Source organism: Alloprevotella sp. Lung230 (genome assembly GCF_014385435.1).
Taxonomy (GTDB): Bacteria; Bacteroidota; Bacteroidia; order Bacteroidales; family Bacteroidaceae; genus Alloprevotella.
In genome coordinates this window covers 325334-341603 of sequence record NZ_JACSUD010000001.1, presented here as the reverse complement: position 1 = coordinate 341603, position 16270 = coordinate 325334, and the positions used below count along the sequence as shown (strand labels likewise).

The following is a 16270-nucleotide window of genomic DNA, read 5'->3' as shown; positions in this document are numbered from 1 at the left end:
ATTCTCGATAATTCCTTATTATGAAGACAACTTTCAATAAATGGATGCAACGTGGCGCTTGGGCCATTGGTGCTCTTGTGCTCTTCAGTGCTTGTGCTGACGACCATTTCGATGTAAAGCGTTGGGGTGCCGGTGACAAGACGCTTTGGGAGAGTGTAGAAAGCAATCCGCAACTCACAGATTTTGCTGCTTTGCTGAAACGCACAAAAGTGATGAAATCCAAGGACGATCGTACAGCCACATTGACGGCCGCCGAACTCTTGGCTCAAAATCAAAGTTTCACGATGTGGGCTCCGCTGAATGGCACCTTTAATCCTAAGGCTTGGAACGATACGCTCGATGTCGCAGCTACTTATTTGTCCTCTGCCTCAGAAGCTGATCGTAAGAAAGGTCGTGAAATTCAATACTATGTTTGGCAGCAACTCGTTGCCAATCACATTGCGCGATTCAATCACGAAGGTGCAGCCGGCGAACAAACCGTACGTTTGCTCAACAATAAGCGTGCTACGGCAACGGCAAAGACTTTCAATGGTGTAGCGATGAAGGGCGACGACGTGGCAGCCAGCAATGGGCAGTTGCACATTCTCAACGGGGTTTCTCCTTTCTCCTACAATATCTACGACTACTTGTCGGCCAACAAGGACATTTCTTCGCTCAATGCCTACATCAAAGATCCATCTGTTGATCACGTCAAGTTTTCCGATGAAAGATCGGTGCCGGGTGCTATGAATGAGCATGGAAAGATGGTTTACATCGATTCGGTCTACACCTACACCAATGATTTGCTCGACCATACTGGTGCTCAAATCGCCAATGAAGACTCTACTTATATCGCCCTCATTCCCAACAACACAGCATGGAAAGAAGGATTGGAAAAGGTAGGAGAACTCTTCAAGTATGGTGCAGCCTACAGCTACGATTGGAACGGCACTTCGTTCAATAACAACAAGGGTAATGCGCGTCAGTATCGTTTAGATAAGAAGTCAAGTCAAGACGCCTCACGTACTTTGGCCGACTCTCTCGCCGATCGTAATGTGCGTGAAAATATCGTCTTCAATTTGTTCTTTGCACCTCGCCATTTCCAAAATGTAGACTTGAATGACTCCGCTGCTCTTATCCATTACGCCATCCACGCCGATTCACTCATCTCTACAACGGGAACGATTTTCTACAATGCCGGAGTAGCCCCTGGTGCAGCTTTGAACACCACTCCCAACCCCGCTCTGAAAGACTTGAAGCCTTATCGTGCCTCTAATGGTTATATCTTCAATCTGGAGCACTTTACATTCGACCCCGCTTACAGCTTTGTGAGCAGTTTCCGTTTCCAACCCTCCACAAGTCCTACCTATTATACCGCCAGCCCCACTTCCAACAATGCCGTTGTGCGTGTGGGTTCGACCATCAATTTGACCGAGGACAACTACAACCGCTATCGTCCGAAATTGGCCGAAGACGGTACCCCCGTTCTTGATCCGCTCACGCAAAAGCCGGTGTATGTCGGTGTAGAAGGAGAGGTTGAAGGAAAAGTTTTCCAACGCTATGAGATGGCTTCGGAAAAATCCGATATGGTGCTTGACTTCCGTTTGAATCCAGTGTATAGTACAGGCTATACCATCAAGGCAATTATGGTACCCACCAAGATCAGCTTGGACCACTTCACCGAAGGAGATCCGGAAGAGGTGGTGAAGTTTACCGCACAAATTGTGGACGACAATGATGTAGTCGACAAAGCTCATACGGTGACCATCGACCAAGGCGCTGGTCAGTTCTCACAAGACAAAGTGAATGAAATCGTGCTTTGGAAAAACTATGTCTTCCCCAAATGCTATGTGGGTTTGGGCAAAGAAAAGGTGAGCTTCCCGCGTTTGCGTTTTACCCTTCCTAAAAAAGGACGTGGCGACATCAAGTGCAAGGCTCTGAATATCGTAAAAATCATCGTAGAGCCCTATCGTGGCAAATAACTCCCCAATCAAAAATAATCTTAGATTATGAATATCGACAATCATAACAATATGATGTCTGCAGCCCTCCGATGTGGTGTGAGCTTGATGATGCTGTCCGGTGTTTGTGCGCCGGGAGCGTATGCTCAAGAGCCTGCCGACTCTACCAGTGTAAACAAACCTGGAAAGGCTACCACCGCAAAGGCGAAACTTCCCGTTTACCAGATGAAAGAGGTCTCGGGAGTGGTCTATGATGCCGCAACGCGCAAGCCTCTTTCTGGGGTACGTGTGCAAGCGCTCAACAATCGCTACTATACGGCCATGACCGATGAGCAAGGCGTCTATCATATCTCTGTCCCCGAACATGTGACGGCGCTCTATCTCTCGACCGAAGACTACAACTCTATCCAGTTGGGCATTCGCGAGGGAAAGACCAACGATGCTTTCATCTATAGCGCAAAGTTCAAGCCCCTCTACACCGATGGCACAGAAGTGTTGCAAAAAGGGATTTTAGCCCCCAAAACATCCAGCGCCATCTCCGTTGAGGGAGATCTCGAAAACACACTCAATGCCTCTCTGCGCACCATCAATCGTGGCGGACAGCTCGGGCAAGGGGCGATGATGTTGCTCAATGGTATCAATTCGCTCAATGCCAATGCACAGCCCTTGGTAGTTGTCGATGGCGTGATTTGGGACATGCAGTATGATCGTACCACCATTCACGATGGTTTCGTCAACAATGTACTCAATCTGATCGACACCGAAGATATTGAAACCGTAGAGGTGCTCCGCAATGGTACCGCCCTCTATGGTTCTGAAGGTGCCAATGGTGTTTTGCGCATCACCACCAAGCGAGGTAAGTCGATGGCAACGCGCATCAACATCCGGGCTTACAGTGGGGTAGAGCAGATTCCCACGAAGCTTTCGATGATGAATGCCAATCAATATCGCAACTATCTGACCGAGTTCTTGGGCACAACAAAGGATGCCGACTTGTTGGCCTCTTCGATGACCATTCCTTTCCTCAACGAGGACAAAAACTACCTTTTCTACAAGCAGTACCATAACGATACCGATTGGCAGAAAAACCTTTACCACACGGCCTTCTCGCAAAACTATCGAGTGGGTGTGCAAGGAGGTGACGAGGTGGCGATGTACAACCTTTCTTTGGGTTACACTCAAGGTGAAGCAACCGCCAAAAACAATGACTTCAACCGCCTCAACATCCGCTTCAATGCCGATGTGAAACTTTTTGAAGGATTCACCGCCGGTCTGGATATGGGTTATGTGCGCAACGCCTACAACCTGCGCGACAATGGTTGGGCAGAAAGCTATGCCACTAAGAATATCTCTTCTCCCAATGTCCTCGGCCTGATTCAAGCTCCGTTTGTTGACCCCTATGCCTACTATGTTCGCTATATGGGCAACAACCGTCTCGGTTTGGAGCATACCGACAAAATTTTGGCAGGTCTGAACTATACCGCTGCCAACAACCCTTTCCTCTTTGCCCAGCAGTTCGGATTTGAAGGTTTGGCCAATCCCTATTGGATTTTGGCCAATGGCGAAGGCGAGAACAAAAACTACCAAGAGCAGACACAGTTCCAGCTCAATGTCAATCCCCGCTACCAAATCAATTCTTACTGGACCATCAGCAACCGCTTTGCTTACCTGCTCAACCGTAGCAATGAGAAGTACTTCATGCCCAAGAGCGGTACGCCTCTGAAAGAAGTACAGGGGCTGGGTTTGGTACAAAGCGTCATCAGTTCGCAGTTTGGCAAGGAAACCACCTTGTTCAATGACTTCCGCATCGACTGGTCGCGCAACTATGGCAAGCATCAGTGGGATGTGTTTGGCGGCTTCCGCATGTCGTCCTATACGTATAGCGACAGCCATGTGTCGGGCTACAACAACGACAACGACAAGATGCCCAACGTGAAGTACTCCTTGCAGTACATTAATTATGGGGGTATCAATGACCGTTGGGTCAACCTCAGCTACTATGCCAATGCCGACTACAATTTCAAGAACCGGTATTTCCTCAAACTCATCGCTTCGGCCGAATCTTCTTCTCGCTTCGGTAAGAAAGCCGAAGAAGGCATCAAAATTGCCGGTGTAAAGTGGGGACTGTTCCCCTCCTTGCAGGCCGCTTGGGTGATGAGCAATGAGCGTTGGTTCAATGTTTCATGGATTGACTATGCCAAACTCTCCGCAGGTTATGAAATGAGCGGTAACGACAATGTCGATTACTATGCAGTACGCACCTATTTCCGCAACGTGAAGTTCATGGACCGTGCCACCTCGCTTGTGTTGAGCAACATCCAGAACCCCAAAATTCAGTGGGAGACCACCCATCGTTTCAATGTGGGTATGGAACTCAATCTGCTCCGCAATCGTTTGACACTCGGCATCGAATACTTTAACGCACGTACCACCAATCTGCTGACACGTCGCACGGTGAGTGACATCACGGGCTTGTCGCAGATGTGGTCGAACGAAGGCGAACTCACCAACAATGGTGTGAACGTCAGCCTCAATGCCATTCTTCTCAACACCAAGGACTGGAAATGGCAGGTAGGGGCTTCGATGGCGCACTACAAGAACAAGATTACCGCCCTGCCCAATACTGCCAACAATCAGCTTGAAAGCTGGGCTTTGGACGCTGCCGGACGTAAGGTGGAATCGAGCAAACAAGTGGTCTATGGCCACACCAACTCAATTTATGGTAAGGACAATATCCTCACCGCTGTCGGACATGCTGCTGGTGTCTTCTATGGCTACAAGACCAAAGGTGTTTTCGCCACTACCGAAGAAGCAAAGGCCGCAGGTCTGAAATATCCTACGGGATTGGCTTCCAAGCCTTCACGCGACTTCCGCGCAGGTGATGTTCATTTTGTCGACCAAAATGGAGATGGCTGGATTAACGAAGCCGACCGTGTGGTGATTGGCGATCCCAACCCCGACCTCTACGGCAACTTCTACACCTCTCTTTCTTGGAAGCGCCTCACCCTCGACCTCAACTTCAAGTATTCGCTGGGCAACGATGTCTTCAACTATCAGCGTATGCAGTTGGAGAGCGCCAACAACATTTGGAACCAAACCACGGCAGTGGTCAATCGTTGGCGTTACGAAGGTCAGCAAACCAGTGTGCCGCGTGCCATGTCGGCTGACTCCGACCATTGGGTTAATAACGAGCGTTTCTCCGATCGTTGGATTGAAGACGGTTCGTTCCTTAAGCTCAAGAAGGTGCGTCTCACCTATGAGATGCCCATCACCCTCTCCTGGTTGCAAGGACTTGCCGTTTGGGGAGAAGCCAACAACGTGTTTACCGTTACGAAGTATCTTGGCAGTGACCCCGAAGTATCGGCCGGCAACGGCGTGCTTTATCAAGGCATCGATGCCGGACTTCTTCCCCAAAGTCGTAGCTTCAATCTGGGTGTGACGATCAATCTCTAAACCGCTTTTCACGATAGTATGGTTTTGTGATGCTAAGGGGCATGAGACTATTGCTTGAGAACTGACGCTTGTCATAGGGATCGGCCACTCAGCATCACACCACCACATCATATTATCCAATCTTTCCAACCATGAAGAAATCTATTTTTTCTTTGCTCTTTGCCCTTGTGGGCGTCGGCACCCTCACCACCTCTTGTGAGGACATGCTTACTCCCGATTTGGATCGTTATACCACCAACTTTTCGGGTAAAGATACGGTGAACTTCTACCTCGGTATCATGTCTAATCTGCAAGACATGATTGAGCAGAATGTTCTTTTGGGCGAACTCCGTGGCGACTTGGTTCGCCCCACAGAGTATGCCTCCGACTCTATCAACGACATTATCAACTTCCGTAATCTCGCTGATGGTGAAAACCTGCTGCTCAACCGAGCGGCTTACTACAAGGTCATCAACCAGTGTAACTTCTACCTTTCCAAGGCCGACTCCATGGCTGCGAAGAACAACAACTACTACATGCGCCGTGAGTTGGCACAAGTACAGTTAGTGCGCGCCTGGACCTATATGCAGCTCGTGCAAAACTATGGTAAGGTGCCTTTCATCGTTCTGCCGGTAGACAACTCCAACACCGGTTGGGAAACCAACCCTGAGGACTGGGCAACGCCCGACAATCTGCTCAATCTGCTCGAAAGCAAGGGCGGTTTGAAACAAGCCTACCAGTATAGCGAACAATTGGGCTATCCCGATTATGGAAAGTTCAACAATGGTAGTGATGAGTTCCACCATAAATTCATGACCTTCAATGCCAACCTGATTTATGGCGATCTCTACCTCCTGCGCGGAGCTAATCCCGACGACTATGCACAGGCGGCCACCTACTACCACAAGTATCTGGATGAAGATTGTGACAGTTATGTAAAAGAGATGGAAGTTATCGTTTCCAACACGAAACGTAATGGAGTGGACAATTATTCTGCGATTGCTAACGCGTGGAAATTCACCCTGATGAGTACGAACTTTGTTCGTCCGGATGAAAACCGCATGGCGTTCCCCTCTGCTTCCAACACATTCTTTGGAAAGATGCTCACCCGTGTGCCGCAGGTCTATGGCTTTGATGCCACTTCGACCAACTCCACCACCTCCAGCACTTCGAAGGGGTCTGATGGTAAGGAGAAGGAAGATGTCAAGACTGCTGGTTCCGTCAGCCTCGAAGGTAACTATCGCAATCGTCAGGTAGAGCCCTCCGAAGCCATTGAGCGTCTGAGCAAAGCCCAAGTCTTTGTTTACAACGAAGTGGAGAACGGCAAGCAAACGGATGTGAAGTACTTACCTTTGGGCGACCAACGTATTTACTCTGCTGCTCCTTATGTGGCCACCGACAAAGGCCGTCTGCGTTTCATTCAGAAATTCTCCCCCAGCGCCAAAACCTCCTTCAGTGCTTTGTCGCCCAGAGATTTCTCTTTCCGTTACGGCATTCCTCTCTACCGCACACGTCAGATTTATTTGCGCTATGCCGAAGCCATCAATCGTGCCGGCTTCCCACGCTATGCTTTCTCCGTATTGCGTGATGGACTTTCGCCCGAAACGCTTCCCAAAGCCACGACGCGTCTCGTCGGCGATACGACCTATACCGATGCCACCAAAACGCACATTGCAAAAATTGAGGTGGATGTTTATGGAGCCGTTGATTCTATCGCCAATGGTGCCAACAGCATTGATCTCAATGAGATTGTACGCGCTAAAGCCTACAAATGGTTGGATTTCTCCAAGTTTGCCAATAAGCACAATGAAGGTACGCGCTTAGCAGGTGCTGCAAGCACTCAAGGCTTTGGAGGCGGTATTATTGGCTTTACCGATGCCGATACGATTTGGACGTACGAAAAGGTCGTTGCACAGCGCATTGCTGCAGAGGATGCTCGTCGTGGTGGCAAACTTTCTCACGCGGCTGCTCGTGGTCTGCTTAAAGCTCCCGCTGCCGACGATGTGGTTACCACTGAAAAGGAAGTGACCGATCCCAATACGGGCGATACGTATAAAGTGATTACTCGTACTCACAAATTCAAGCCTGCAGATCCTTCTCGTGAGGAAGTGGCCGCTGTTGAAACCCTCATTGCCGATGAACTTGCATTGGAAACGGCTTTTGAAGGCAACCGCTACTACGACCTCATGCGCTTGGCACGCCACCGCAATGCTGCCGGCGAAGATGGAAGCGCTTGGATGGCTTGGCTCATCTCACGTCGTGATGAACCACTCGCCCCCTACGAGCAACCCACCAAGACAGGAAGCCTCTACAACTTCTTGCTCCAGCCTGAAAACTGGTATCTTCCTGCTCCGAAAAATAAATGATGAATCACTAATTTAGCATCGTCTGCCCTCGCAGCGTTTGCTTCGCTCTAAGAGAGTGCACTTTCGAGTGTACTCTCTTTTTTCTGTGAAGTAGGTGCTCAGAAGTAATGAATACTAGAACTTTAAGACTGCCTCGCAGTTTCCACTTTTTCATCGGCTGGTCTTTGCGAAGAAGGAGCAAGGAGGGAGTGTACGAGCTACACGACTGATGAAAAAAGACCAGCCGATGAAAAAGAGGAGCAAAGAGGGCATCAAAGGAAAGAACATCCTACGACTAAGATAATTACGATTCATCTTTGAACACCTACTTAGATGAAAATGGCATTCTTCAGAAGAAAAGTGCTGAAGATGGAGGACTAATCTGTCGCACATGCTTTGGAAAGTTTAAACCAAGGTTTGAATTATATAAACCAAACCTTGAATTACATAAACCAAACCTTGGTTTATATAAACCAAGGTTTGGTTTATAGATTGCTTGTGGAGAAAAGAAGTTTTCCTACCGAGGAAATGACTTCTTTCGTGTTGGGGAGATTTTTCCTTCGTCTCAGCGAATAAAAAACAATCGCTATCATTGAGCTTTTAGCCCTTTGATAGCGATTGTTCTTTACCTACTTACTCGTTGATTGGGAGGAATTTGATATGTTCTTCTCTTGGCGGATAGTTTTGGGGAAGGATGCCTGAACTTTGGGCAGTCGCCCATCAGAACTCGAGAGCGAGGCGGAGGTTGAGCAGGCGGCCGGTGAGATAGTTGGGCACGGCGTAGCGGGTGTTGGTGATGTCCGTGACCCAATAGTAAGCGTTCACGTTGCGGATGCCGGGCAAGTTGAAGCAGTCGAGGCCCAACCAGGCATTGTTGAGGAAGCGACCCGTGCCGAAGAGGGGACGGCGGCCGTTGCGGCGTTCAGCGCGGAAGAGGCAGTAGTTGAGGCCTACGTCTACGCGCTTGTAGGCGGGCGCGCGGAAGGTGTGGACCGTGCGGTCGCTGTGGGGCGGGCCGAAGGGAAGGCCGGCGGCGAGAGCGGCACGGAGGGTGAGCGTCCAGCGGGTGGAGCCGGGGAAATAGTCGGTGAAATGGAGGGAGAGATTGAAGCGCTGGTCGGTGGGGCGGGGAAGCCAGACGCCGCCAATCTTTTCTTCGGTCTTCATGAGCGAGAGGGTGAGCCAGGAGTCCGTGCCGGGGACAAACTCGCCAAAGAGCTTGAAGTCGACGCCTGCCGCATAGCCCGAGGAGAGGTTGCGCCCGGCGTAGACGATGCGCACGTTGTCGACGGTGTAGGGAATGAGGCGAGAGAGGGCTTTGTAGTAGACCTCCGTGGTGAACTTGAAGGGGCGGCCGATGAGGCGAAACGTATAGTCGCCGCCGAGGACAAAGTGGACGGAACGCTGGCTTTTGATGTCGCGGTTGAGACGGACGGTGGCTATGCCGTCGGAAAGGGTGGTGTCGCGGAGTTCTTTGTAGAATGGAGGCTGATAGTAGAGTCCCGTAGCGAAGCGGAACGTCCATCGCTCGCTGCCGGCGGGGAGGAAGCCCAGAGAAAGGCGGGGGGAGAGGAGGGTTTCGCCGTTGAGGTCGGAGTGGGAAAGGCGCAGTCCGGCGGTGAGGTTGAGCAGTCCGGCTGCGGTGTGCCGTCGCCAGGTGTCTTGAAGGAAGAGCTCGAGGCGGCGGGTGCTGACGGCGTTGCGGGAGCGGAGGGCGTAGATGAGGCGGAGGCGGTCGGGGAGATGGGGGAGCGAGTAGCCCATGGAGTCGCGCATCTCCCACTCACGGGCGTTCTCGCGGATGTTTTCGTGACGCCAGTCGATGCCGGCTTGGAGGGTTTGCGCTTGGATGCGGGTGCGGAAGCGTAGGCCGAGGTTGATGACGCGGGCGCGGAGGTGGTTGCGGGCGTGCTCCATGTAGGTGCCGACACCGAGTTGGTCGTTGGTGGTCGCTTCGTTGAGCCAGTATTGCCCTTGGATGTCGTAGGTTTCCCGCTCGCGCGAAGCGAAAGTTGAGGCTTGGAGGGCGAGGAAGGTCTGAGGCGTGAAGTGGCGAGTGAGGGTGGCTGCACCGAAACGCGTGCTGAACCGATCGCGCTCTTCGCCGTCGAAGTAGACGCGGAAGGACTTGGCGTCGAACATTGTGCCGAAGCGCGTCTCGCGGTCTCGCGGTCGGAAGTCGTAGCGGTTGTCGGCGATGTTGCCCAACAGGTCGAGCGTCCAGTGGGATGAGGGTCGCCAGGAGGCGTAGACCTGATAGTCGAGGAAGGCGGGGCGGTATTCGCCGTCGGTGTCGAGGGAGGAGAGGAGGTATTGTGTGGTTTTGTAGCGCAGGGAAGTCATGAGGGAAATTCTGCGGTTGCCGGTGCCGACGTAGGCACTGGCGCCGAGCATGGATGCGGCGGCCGTAGCCTCGAAGCGTTCGGGGCGCTTGTAGGTGATGTCGAGCACGGACGACATTTTGTCGCCATAGCGTGCTTCAAACCCTCCGGACGAGAAGCGCACGCTTTCGACCATGTCGCTGTTGATGGCGGACAGGCCTTCCTGCTGACCGGAACGCACGAGGAAGGGGCGATGGAGTTCGATGCCGTTGAGGTAGACCACGTTTTCGTCGAACGAGCCGCCGCGTACGTTGTATTGGGAAGACAATTCGTTGTGCGTGGACACACCAGCCTGCGTGGCGATGGTCTCTTCTACCGCGTTGCCCCCGACCGACGGTGCGCGGCGGAGATGGTCGAGTTCCACCTTCTGCATCGGGGTGGTCTGCACGCCCTGTCCGCGAGCGACGGCTTCGCCGAGCAGTGCACCGGCAGCGGGGAGCACCACGTCGATGCGGAGGGAGTCGGATGCGGGGAGCAGGGTGCGCTTTCGCGTCTCGTAGCCAATCATGGAGAAGACGACGGTGAGGCTGTCGGTCGTGGGGACGCTCAGGGCGTATCGTCCGTGGAGATCGGCAGCGGTGATGAGGAGGGGGCGTCCCTCGACGCGCACGGCGGCCAGTTCGATGGGGTTTCCCTCGTTGTCGCGCACGGTTCCGAAGATGCGACAACGAGTTTGGGCGACCCCGTCGATGACGAAGCCGCCCAAAATGATGAGAAGAGGGAGGAGACGTTGTTTCATACGCTTATCGTAACGGCGGAAACGAGAATTTATTGTCGTGCGGGGAAGTGCTGCTTTATGTTTTGCTCGCGGTGCAGGAGGCAGACTTCGATGCCGTATTTGTCGCTGAGATGCTCGGCAAGATGTTGTGCGGCATAGACGCTGCGATGCTGCCCACCGGTGCAACCAAAGGACACCATGAGGTCGGCGAAACCTCGGCGTTGGTAGGTCTCTACGTGGAAGTCTACCAGTCGATATACGCTGTCGAGGAAACGCTGGATTTCGCCGTCGTCTTCGAGGAAGCGGATGACGGGTTCGTCCAAGCCGGTGAGCTGCTTGTAGGGCTCGTATCGGCCGGGGTTGTGCGTGCTGCGGCAGTCGAAGACGTAGCCACCGCCGTTGCCGTGGGTGTCGGCCGGAATGCCGCGTTTGTAGGAGAAACTGAACACGCGGACCATGAGCGGGCCGCGGGCGTAGTCGTCTTTCGGGAGATTGGTCGTCATTGGGCAGGAGAGATAAAGGGTTGAAAATCGAAGGAAAACAATCGGTCCAGAACGGCGTCCAGGGCCGGGAAGTCAGCGCGAAGGTCGGCGCGAAGGTCGGTAAGGTGGCTTAGGGCGAGGGGGATGGACCGGAGGAAATAGGGCTTCCGCTCGAAGAGTCCACGCAGCCCGTAGGCGCCGAGGACTTGCAGGAGGCGGAAGAAGACGAAAAGGGAGAGCTGCTCGCGGAAGCGGGTGCGGTCGACGGGCTGCAAGGTGGCCAGTTCGTCGAGATAGGTGTCAATCAATAGTTCTCTCAGGGTGGACGGATAGCGGGCCGAGGCCTGCCAGAGGAAGGACGCGACATCGTAGTGGAGAGGGCCGATGCGTCCGCCTTGGAAGTCGATGATGTGGGGGCGTCCGTCGGGAAGCATGATGTTGCGCGCCTGAAAGTCGCGGTAGAGGAAGGTGTGCTGCGTCGTGTCGGCTTGGAGGAGGCGGTCGGCGAGGCGGTCGAAGTCGTCTTCCAACGCGACTTCATCGAAAGGAAGGTCGGTGGGTCGGAGGAAGCAATACTTGAAGTAGTTGAGGTCGAACATGACCGTGCGGCGAGAGAAGCGGGCCGGCGAAAGGAGGCGCGCGGCGTCGAGGTCGGCACCGCCCTCAATCTGCAAGTGGGGCAGGAGACGCATCGTTTGGCGGAGCAGGTCGATTTCGTTTGGGTTGTAGTTCCCACCGGCTTCGCGTCCCTGCTGCAAGGCATCGTAGAGCGAGCACGTGCCGAGGTCTTCCTGGAGGTAGGCGCTTTCGTCGTCGCTCACGCCGAAGATTTCCGGTGCAGGAAGCTGATGCTCCTTAAAGTGACGCGCGAGGTAGATGAAGGTGCGGTTTTCGGCGATGTCGTTTCCCCTCACACCGACAGCCGTGTTGCCACCCTCGTCTGTGAGGCGGAAGTAAGCGCGGTTTGAACCAGCTCGGGGCAAAGGAAGGATAGCCGTGGGAGGCTGTCCGAAGCGGCGGCGGAAGAGTGCGGCAAGCGTGGTGGTTGCGTCCATATCAAAGGGATTGTTTGAGGTTCATCAGTTGCACGGCCACCAGGGCAGCGGTTTCGGTGCGCAGGCGGCTTTGGCCGAGATGAACACTTCGGAAACCTGCGGCTTCGGCTGCACGTACCTCTTCAAGGGAGAAGTCGCCTTCGGGGCCGACCAGCACCAGGGCGGGATGCGCTTTGCGGAGGACGTCGAAGAGGAAGGGCTTTTCGCTTTGAGGGGAGATGTCGGTGGGGGCGTAGCAATGGGCGATGAATTTGTCGCCATCGAAGGGTAGGGCGAGGAAGTCGCGCAGTCGAAGGAGTGGGTGGACCGTGGGTTTGAGGGCTTTGTGGCTTTGCTTCATCGCGCTTACCACGATTTTTTCGATACGCTCCGTCTTGAGGACTTTCCGCTCGGAGTTGGCGCAATCCAGAAAGTGGAAGGCGTTGAGACCGATTTCGGTGGCTTTTTCTGCCAGCCACTCCATTCTATCCATGCTTTTGGTCGGGGCGACGGCCAGGGCAATGTTGGCTGCCCAAGGCTGTTGCCACGCTTGCTCCTCGCGGACATCAATGCTGCACTGGGCGTGTTTTCTGGCTTCGGCGAGCGTGATGGTACCGTGGAAGAACGTGCCTTTTCCATCGGTCGTCCAGATGGCATCGCCCTCCTTCATGCGCAGCACGCGGAGGGCATGGGCGGCTTCGTCTTCGGGAAGCCGAAAGGTCTGTCGGAGTTCGGGGGCGTAGAAAAGGTGTTGCTCTTTCATAAGTAGATATGGGGGGCGTGAGAAAGGATTATTGCATGAGGATGCCGGTGAAGATGCGGCCGGAAGCGATGCCGAGGCGTCGGGCGGAGAAGAAGGTGTCGTCGGTCGTGTAGGTGTCGATGCCTGCAATGCGGATGTTGTGCAACGCCACGCCTTGGGTTTCGAGCAGGAATGTGCAGGCCGCCCAAAGGTCGAGATGGGGGCGAGGTGCGGTGGGACGGACGATGGCGGGTGGAAATCCCTCTGCGAGGAAGGCGTCCACCACCTCTTCGCCCACCTCAAAAGAGTCGACAGAAATGCTCGGCCCGATCACGGCGCGCACATCGCGGGGATCACTTCCCAGTTCGGCCATCGCGGCAAGGGCGTGCTGCGGAATGCGCGCCAGCATCCCGCGCCAGCCGGCATGGACCGCGGCCGCCACGCCTTGCGCCGGGTCGTGGAGGAGCAGCGGTACGCAGTCGGCAGTGGACACCCCGATGCAGACACCGCGCTCGCGAGTGACCAGCGCATCGCAGGCTTCCATCGCGGTGGTGCGCGCTTCGGGGGACCGACGGAAGAAGTCGCTGTCGATGGTGAGCACGCGTGTACCGTGGGTTTGATGCGGGAGCAGCAGTCGGTCTTCGGCGATGCCCAGTTCGGCCGACAACGCCTTTCGGCATTGCACCACGTTGGTCGGATGGTCTCCGCAGTAGGGTGTGATGTTGAAAGCGGCGTACGTGCCTTTTCCACTTCCTCCACTGTTGCGCAGGGTAGAAAAGGCACGCACGCCATTGCCTAAGGGGTATTCGAGAAGGTGCATGATTGCTTCTGTTCTAAGAGGAGAGAGAGCATGGGGGCACAATAGGCTTGCTCCCAAGTGTATTGCTCGTGGAAAGAGGCGGCCGTTTGGGCGATTTGCCGATAGCCCGTTTCGTCGGTCATCAAATTTTCAATCTCAGCCGTGATGGCGTCTATATCCGTCGGATTGACGAAGAGAGCTTCGACATTGTTGCGCAAGATTTCGGTCGCCCCAACACTCTCGCTGACGATGACGGGCAGTCCGCAGCTCATCGCTTCAAAGACGGCCAGTCCCCAACTTTGGTCGATATTGATGAAGAGAAAGCAATCTGCCTGCGCGTGTAAGGACTGAAATGTCGCTTCATCGACCATTCCGCAGAAATGGATGTACTCCGACAACTGTTGTTCGTCAATCTGCTGTTGGACACGTTGCGCATAGTCTCTATCCAAGAGGGCGCCAATGATATTGAGATGAGCATCAATTCCCTCTTCCCTCAGACGTTTCACAACGGATACTTGGGTTTCGTAGTTGCGATAGGGGAGCACCACGCCAGAACTGAGGAGGTTGATGCGCCGCTGTCTCATCCGCGCGATGCTTTCTTCCGTATGCCGCGGAATGTTGATGGGCTCGATGCCGCAATAGAAGACGTGGGCCGAACGCCCCAAAAGGTCTTTTATGCGCATCGCATTCTTGGTGACATTGACGGTGAAGTCATTGACGATGGGGAGGAAGAGGCGCAGATAGACACGATGGAGATGCTCGAAGAAGGTGGAATGTTGTTGTTTGTGCGCACCTTGATGAAAATAGGGGGGCAAGTCGTTGACCTGCCATACGACTTTCTTGCCTACAAGGGCCGGCAACATCGTGTCAAATCCATTGTCGTGTATGTTCACGACATCGGCTTTGTTCACCCATTTGCGCAGGATGTACATGTCGTGCAATCTCTGTTTGATACGTGCGTATCGGTTGCTACGGGGCGATGTCGGTAATTGCTGAATGCGATCGGCAAACTGCCGGAATTCCGGATAGGTTTTGTCGAAATCAAGGTGAAGGGTGATGACAAAGAAATCTACCTGTTCTTTGACCGCATATTGCAAAAGTTTGAGGAATTGCTTGTGAGTTCCTCCCCGCATCGCGAGGTCGCCAATGAGAAACGCAATCATAATGTTGGGCGAAGATGAGTAAAGAGGTTGAGACTTTGTTTGATACACACATCCATGTTGAAGTAATCCCATTGACCAAAGCGTCCAATGGAGTGAACACCGAGGCTCTTCAGATAGGATTGCAGGGTGGATAGGGCTGCTGAGCGCTGGTCGTCATAAACCACATACGCGTGTTCGGAAGTGTTGTGTGCGAGCGGTTCGATAAGGAAAGGGTCTTGTTGCCCATAGGAGACCATTTCGTCAAGGCTATGTTCTCCCATCATCTCCGTAATCGTATAGCCGCGAGCCGGGGAGTGGAAACTTCCGATATGGATGTAGCGATGGAATTTGCAATTCGCCAATGGTTGATAGGTCCACGTCTTCTCGGTGGCTCGGCTTCTCCAAATGACGTTGGAGATTTTGTTGTATTTCAGCTGACGAGCGTGATCCAAGACTTCGACAGGTGTGCCTGCTATCAGTGAAGGCAGAGTCTTAATGGGAATTGTGCTGATGAGGATGTCGGCCTCGTAAATATCGTTGACCCGCCAAACTTCACCTTTGCGTTCCACTTTATCTACCTTTGTGTTCAAACGAATGTCCAAACCCTTGGCCAAAGCTTCAAAGAGCGTCTGCTGATTGTTGGAGTTGGGGTAATAGAAAGAGGAGTGCGCCATCGTGTCCTTTTGCGTGGAAAGGAGTGACGCAAAAAAGGAGGTTTTATCCGGAATGGGCAGTTTGTCTTCCACCCAAGTGTGACTCATCTCATGCGGTGCCTTACCCCAAATCTTAGTATTGTAGGGCAGAAAATAGTGGTTGCACAGTGTATCGCCAAATTTCTTTCTAAACCACTCTTCTAAGTTCCTGTATTCTCCATCATCGTTGGCCGATAGGAAGTCGCGTGTCATATCCATTGCCAACTGGGGATTGTGGGCAAAAATCTCTTTCATCGAGAACTCGATGGGATAGTTCACCTCGTAGTCCCCAAAGTTGATGCGTGAGATGCGCTGTATCTTATGCCAATTGTCTTGAGGGAGCTGCTGGAAAACAAAGTCCATCACCTCCGGATACTTGGAGTTGAAGCAATGGCCGCCCACCAAATGGTAGGCTACATCGCCATCAATGATTTTTGTGCGTGCTAAGCCGCCAATTTGATCTTCTTGCTCCAGTATCGTCACTTGTGCGTGAGGATGGAGTAGTTTGGCAATGGATAAGCCGGTTACTCCGGCGCCAAAGATAAGGACGCGTTTCATAAACT

The 16270-nt window shown here is 53.3% G+C and carries 8 protein-coding genes and 1 pseudogene; 3 read left to right on the top strand and 6 right to left on the bottom strand.

All coding sequences use genetic code 11. The annotated features are described in order from the left end of the window. The first annotated feature begins 20 nt into the window (after window positions 1–20). The 3 genes from H8527_RS01275 to H8527_RS01265 all read left to right on the top strand — a co-directional run bounded on the left by H8527_RS01275 (window position 21) and on the right by H8527_RS01265 (window position 7738). Window positions 21–1961: a hypothetical protein gene (locus H8527_RS01275; protein WP_187544952.1), complete on the top strand. Its 1941-nt coding sequence runs from the start codon at window positions 21–23 to the stop codon at window positions 1959–1961. Window positions 1962–1988: 27 nt separating this feature from the next. After that, window positions 1989–5393, top strand: coding sequence for a SusC/RagA family TonB-linked outer membrane protein (locus tag H8527_RS01270; RefSeq protein WP_187544951.1), 3405 nt, complete (start codon window positions 1989–1991; stop codon window positions 5391–5393). A gap of 131 nt (window positions 5394–5524) precedes the next feature. Continuing rightward, entirely contained in the window at window positions 5525–7738 is a 2214-nt protein-coding gene (locus H8527_RS01265; protein WP_187544950.1) for a RagB/SusD family nutrient uptake outer membrane protein, read from the top strand. Between the two features lie 699 nt (window positions 7739–8437). Here H8527_RS01265 and H8527_RS01260 read toward each other — a convergent pair. The 6 genes and pseudogenes from H8527_RS01260 to H8527_RS01230 form a co-directional block, all read right to left on the bottom strand. Then, the gene (locus H8527_RS01260) at window positions 8438–10837 is read right to left on the bottom strand and encodes a carboxypeptidase regulatory-like domain-containing protein (protein WP_187544949.1); all 2400 of its coding nucleotides are present in this window, start codon (window positions 10835–10837) and stop codon (window positions 8438–8440) included. A gap of 29 nt (window positions 10838–10866) precedes the next feature. Then, window positions 10867–12353: pseudogene (locus H8527_RS01250) on the bottom strand (RNase adapter RapZ). Between the two features lies 1 nt (window position 12354). Then, window positions 12355–13095: a 16S rRNA (uracil(1498)-N(3))-methyltransferase gene (locus tag H8527_RS01245; RefSeq protein WP_187544946.1), complete on the bottom strand. Its 741-nt coding sequence runs from the start codon at window positions 13093–13095 to the stop codon at window positions 12355–12357. A gap of 28 nt (window positions 13096–13123) precedes the next feature. Then, a complete protein-coding gene (gene pgeF, locus H8527_RS01240; protein ID WP_187544945.1) occupies window positions 13124–13894 on the bottom strand; it encodes a peptidoglycan editing factor PgeF in 771 nt (256 codons plus the stop codon). Next, window positions 13870–15036, bottom strand: coding sequence for a glycosyltransferase family 4 protein (locus H8527_RS01235; protein ID WP_187544944.1), 1167 nt, complete (start codon window positions 15034–15036; stop codon window positions 13870–13872). Before H8527_RS01235 ends, pgeF begins: the two co-directional genes overlap by 25 nt. Then, window positions 15033–16265, bottom strand: a complete 1233-nt coding sequence (locus H8527_RS01230; protein ID WP_187544943.1) for an NAD(P)/FAD-dependent oxidoreductase — start codon at window positions 16263–16265, stop codon at window positions 15033–15035. Before H8527_RS01230 ends, H8527_RS01235 begins: the two co-directional genes overlap by 4 nt. Between the last annotated feature and the right edge of the window lie 5 nt (window positions 16266–16270).

What these genes read in the sequence shown, in the direction of transcription:
- H8527_RS01235 (WP_187544944.1), bottom strand. Translation starts at nt 15,036, where the DNA reads ATGATTGCGTTTCTCATTGGCGACCTCGCGATGCGGGGAGGAACTCAC.
- H8527_RS01265 (WP_187544950.1), top strand. Translation starts at nt 5,525, where the DNA reads ATGAAGAAATCTATTTTTTCTTTGCTCTTTGCCCTTGTGGGCGTCGGC.
- H8527_RS01270 (WP_187544951.1), top strand. Translation starts at nt 1,989, where the DNA reads ATGAATATCGACAATCATAACAATATGATGTCTGCAGCCCTCCGATGT.
- H8527_RS01230 (WP_187544943.1), bottom strand. Translation starts at nt 16,265, where the DNA reads ATGAAACGCGTCCTTATCTTTGGCGCCGGAGTAACCGGCTTATCCATT.
- H8527_RS01245 (WP_187544946.1), bottom strand. Translation starts at nt 13,095, where the DNA reads ATGAAAGAGCAACACCTTTTCTACGCCCCCGAACTCCGACAGACCTTT.
- pgeF (WP_187544945.1), bottom strand. Translation starts at nt 13,894, where the DNA reads ATGCACCTTCTCGAATACCCCTTAGGCAATGGCGTGCGTGCCTTTTCT.
- H8527_RS01260 (WP_187544949.1), bottom strand. Translation starts at nt 10,837, where the DNA reads ATGAAACAACGTCTCCTCCCTCTTCTCATCATTTTGGGCGGCTTCGTC.
- H8527_RS01275 (WP_187544952.1), top strand. Translation starts at nt 21, where the DNA reads ATGAAGACAACTTTCAATAAATGGATGCAACGTGGCGCTTGGGCCATT.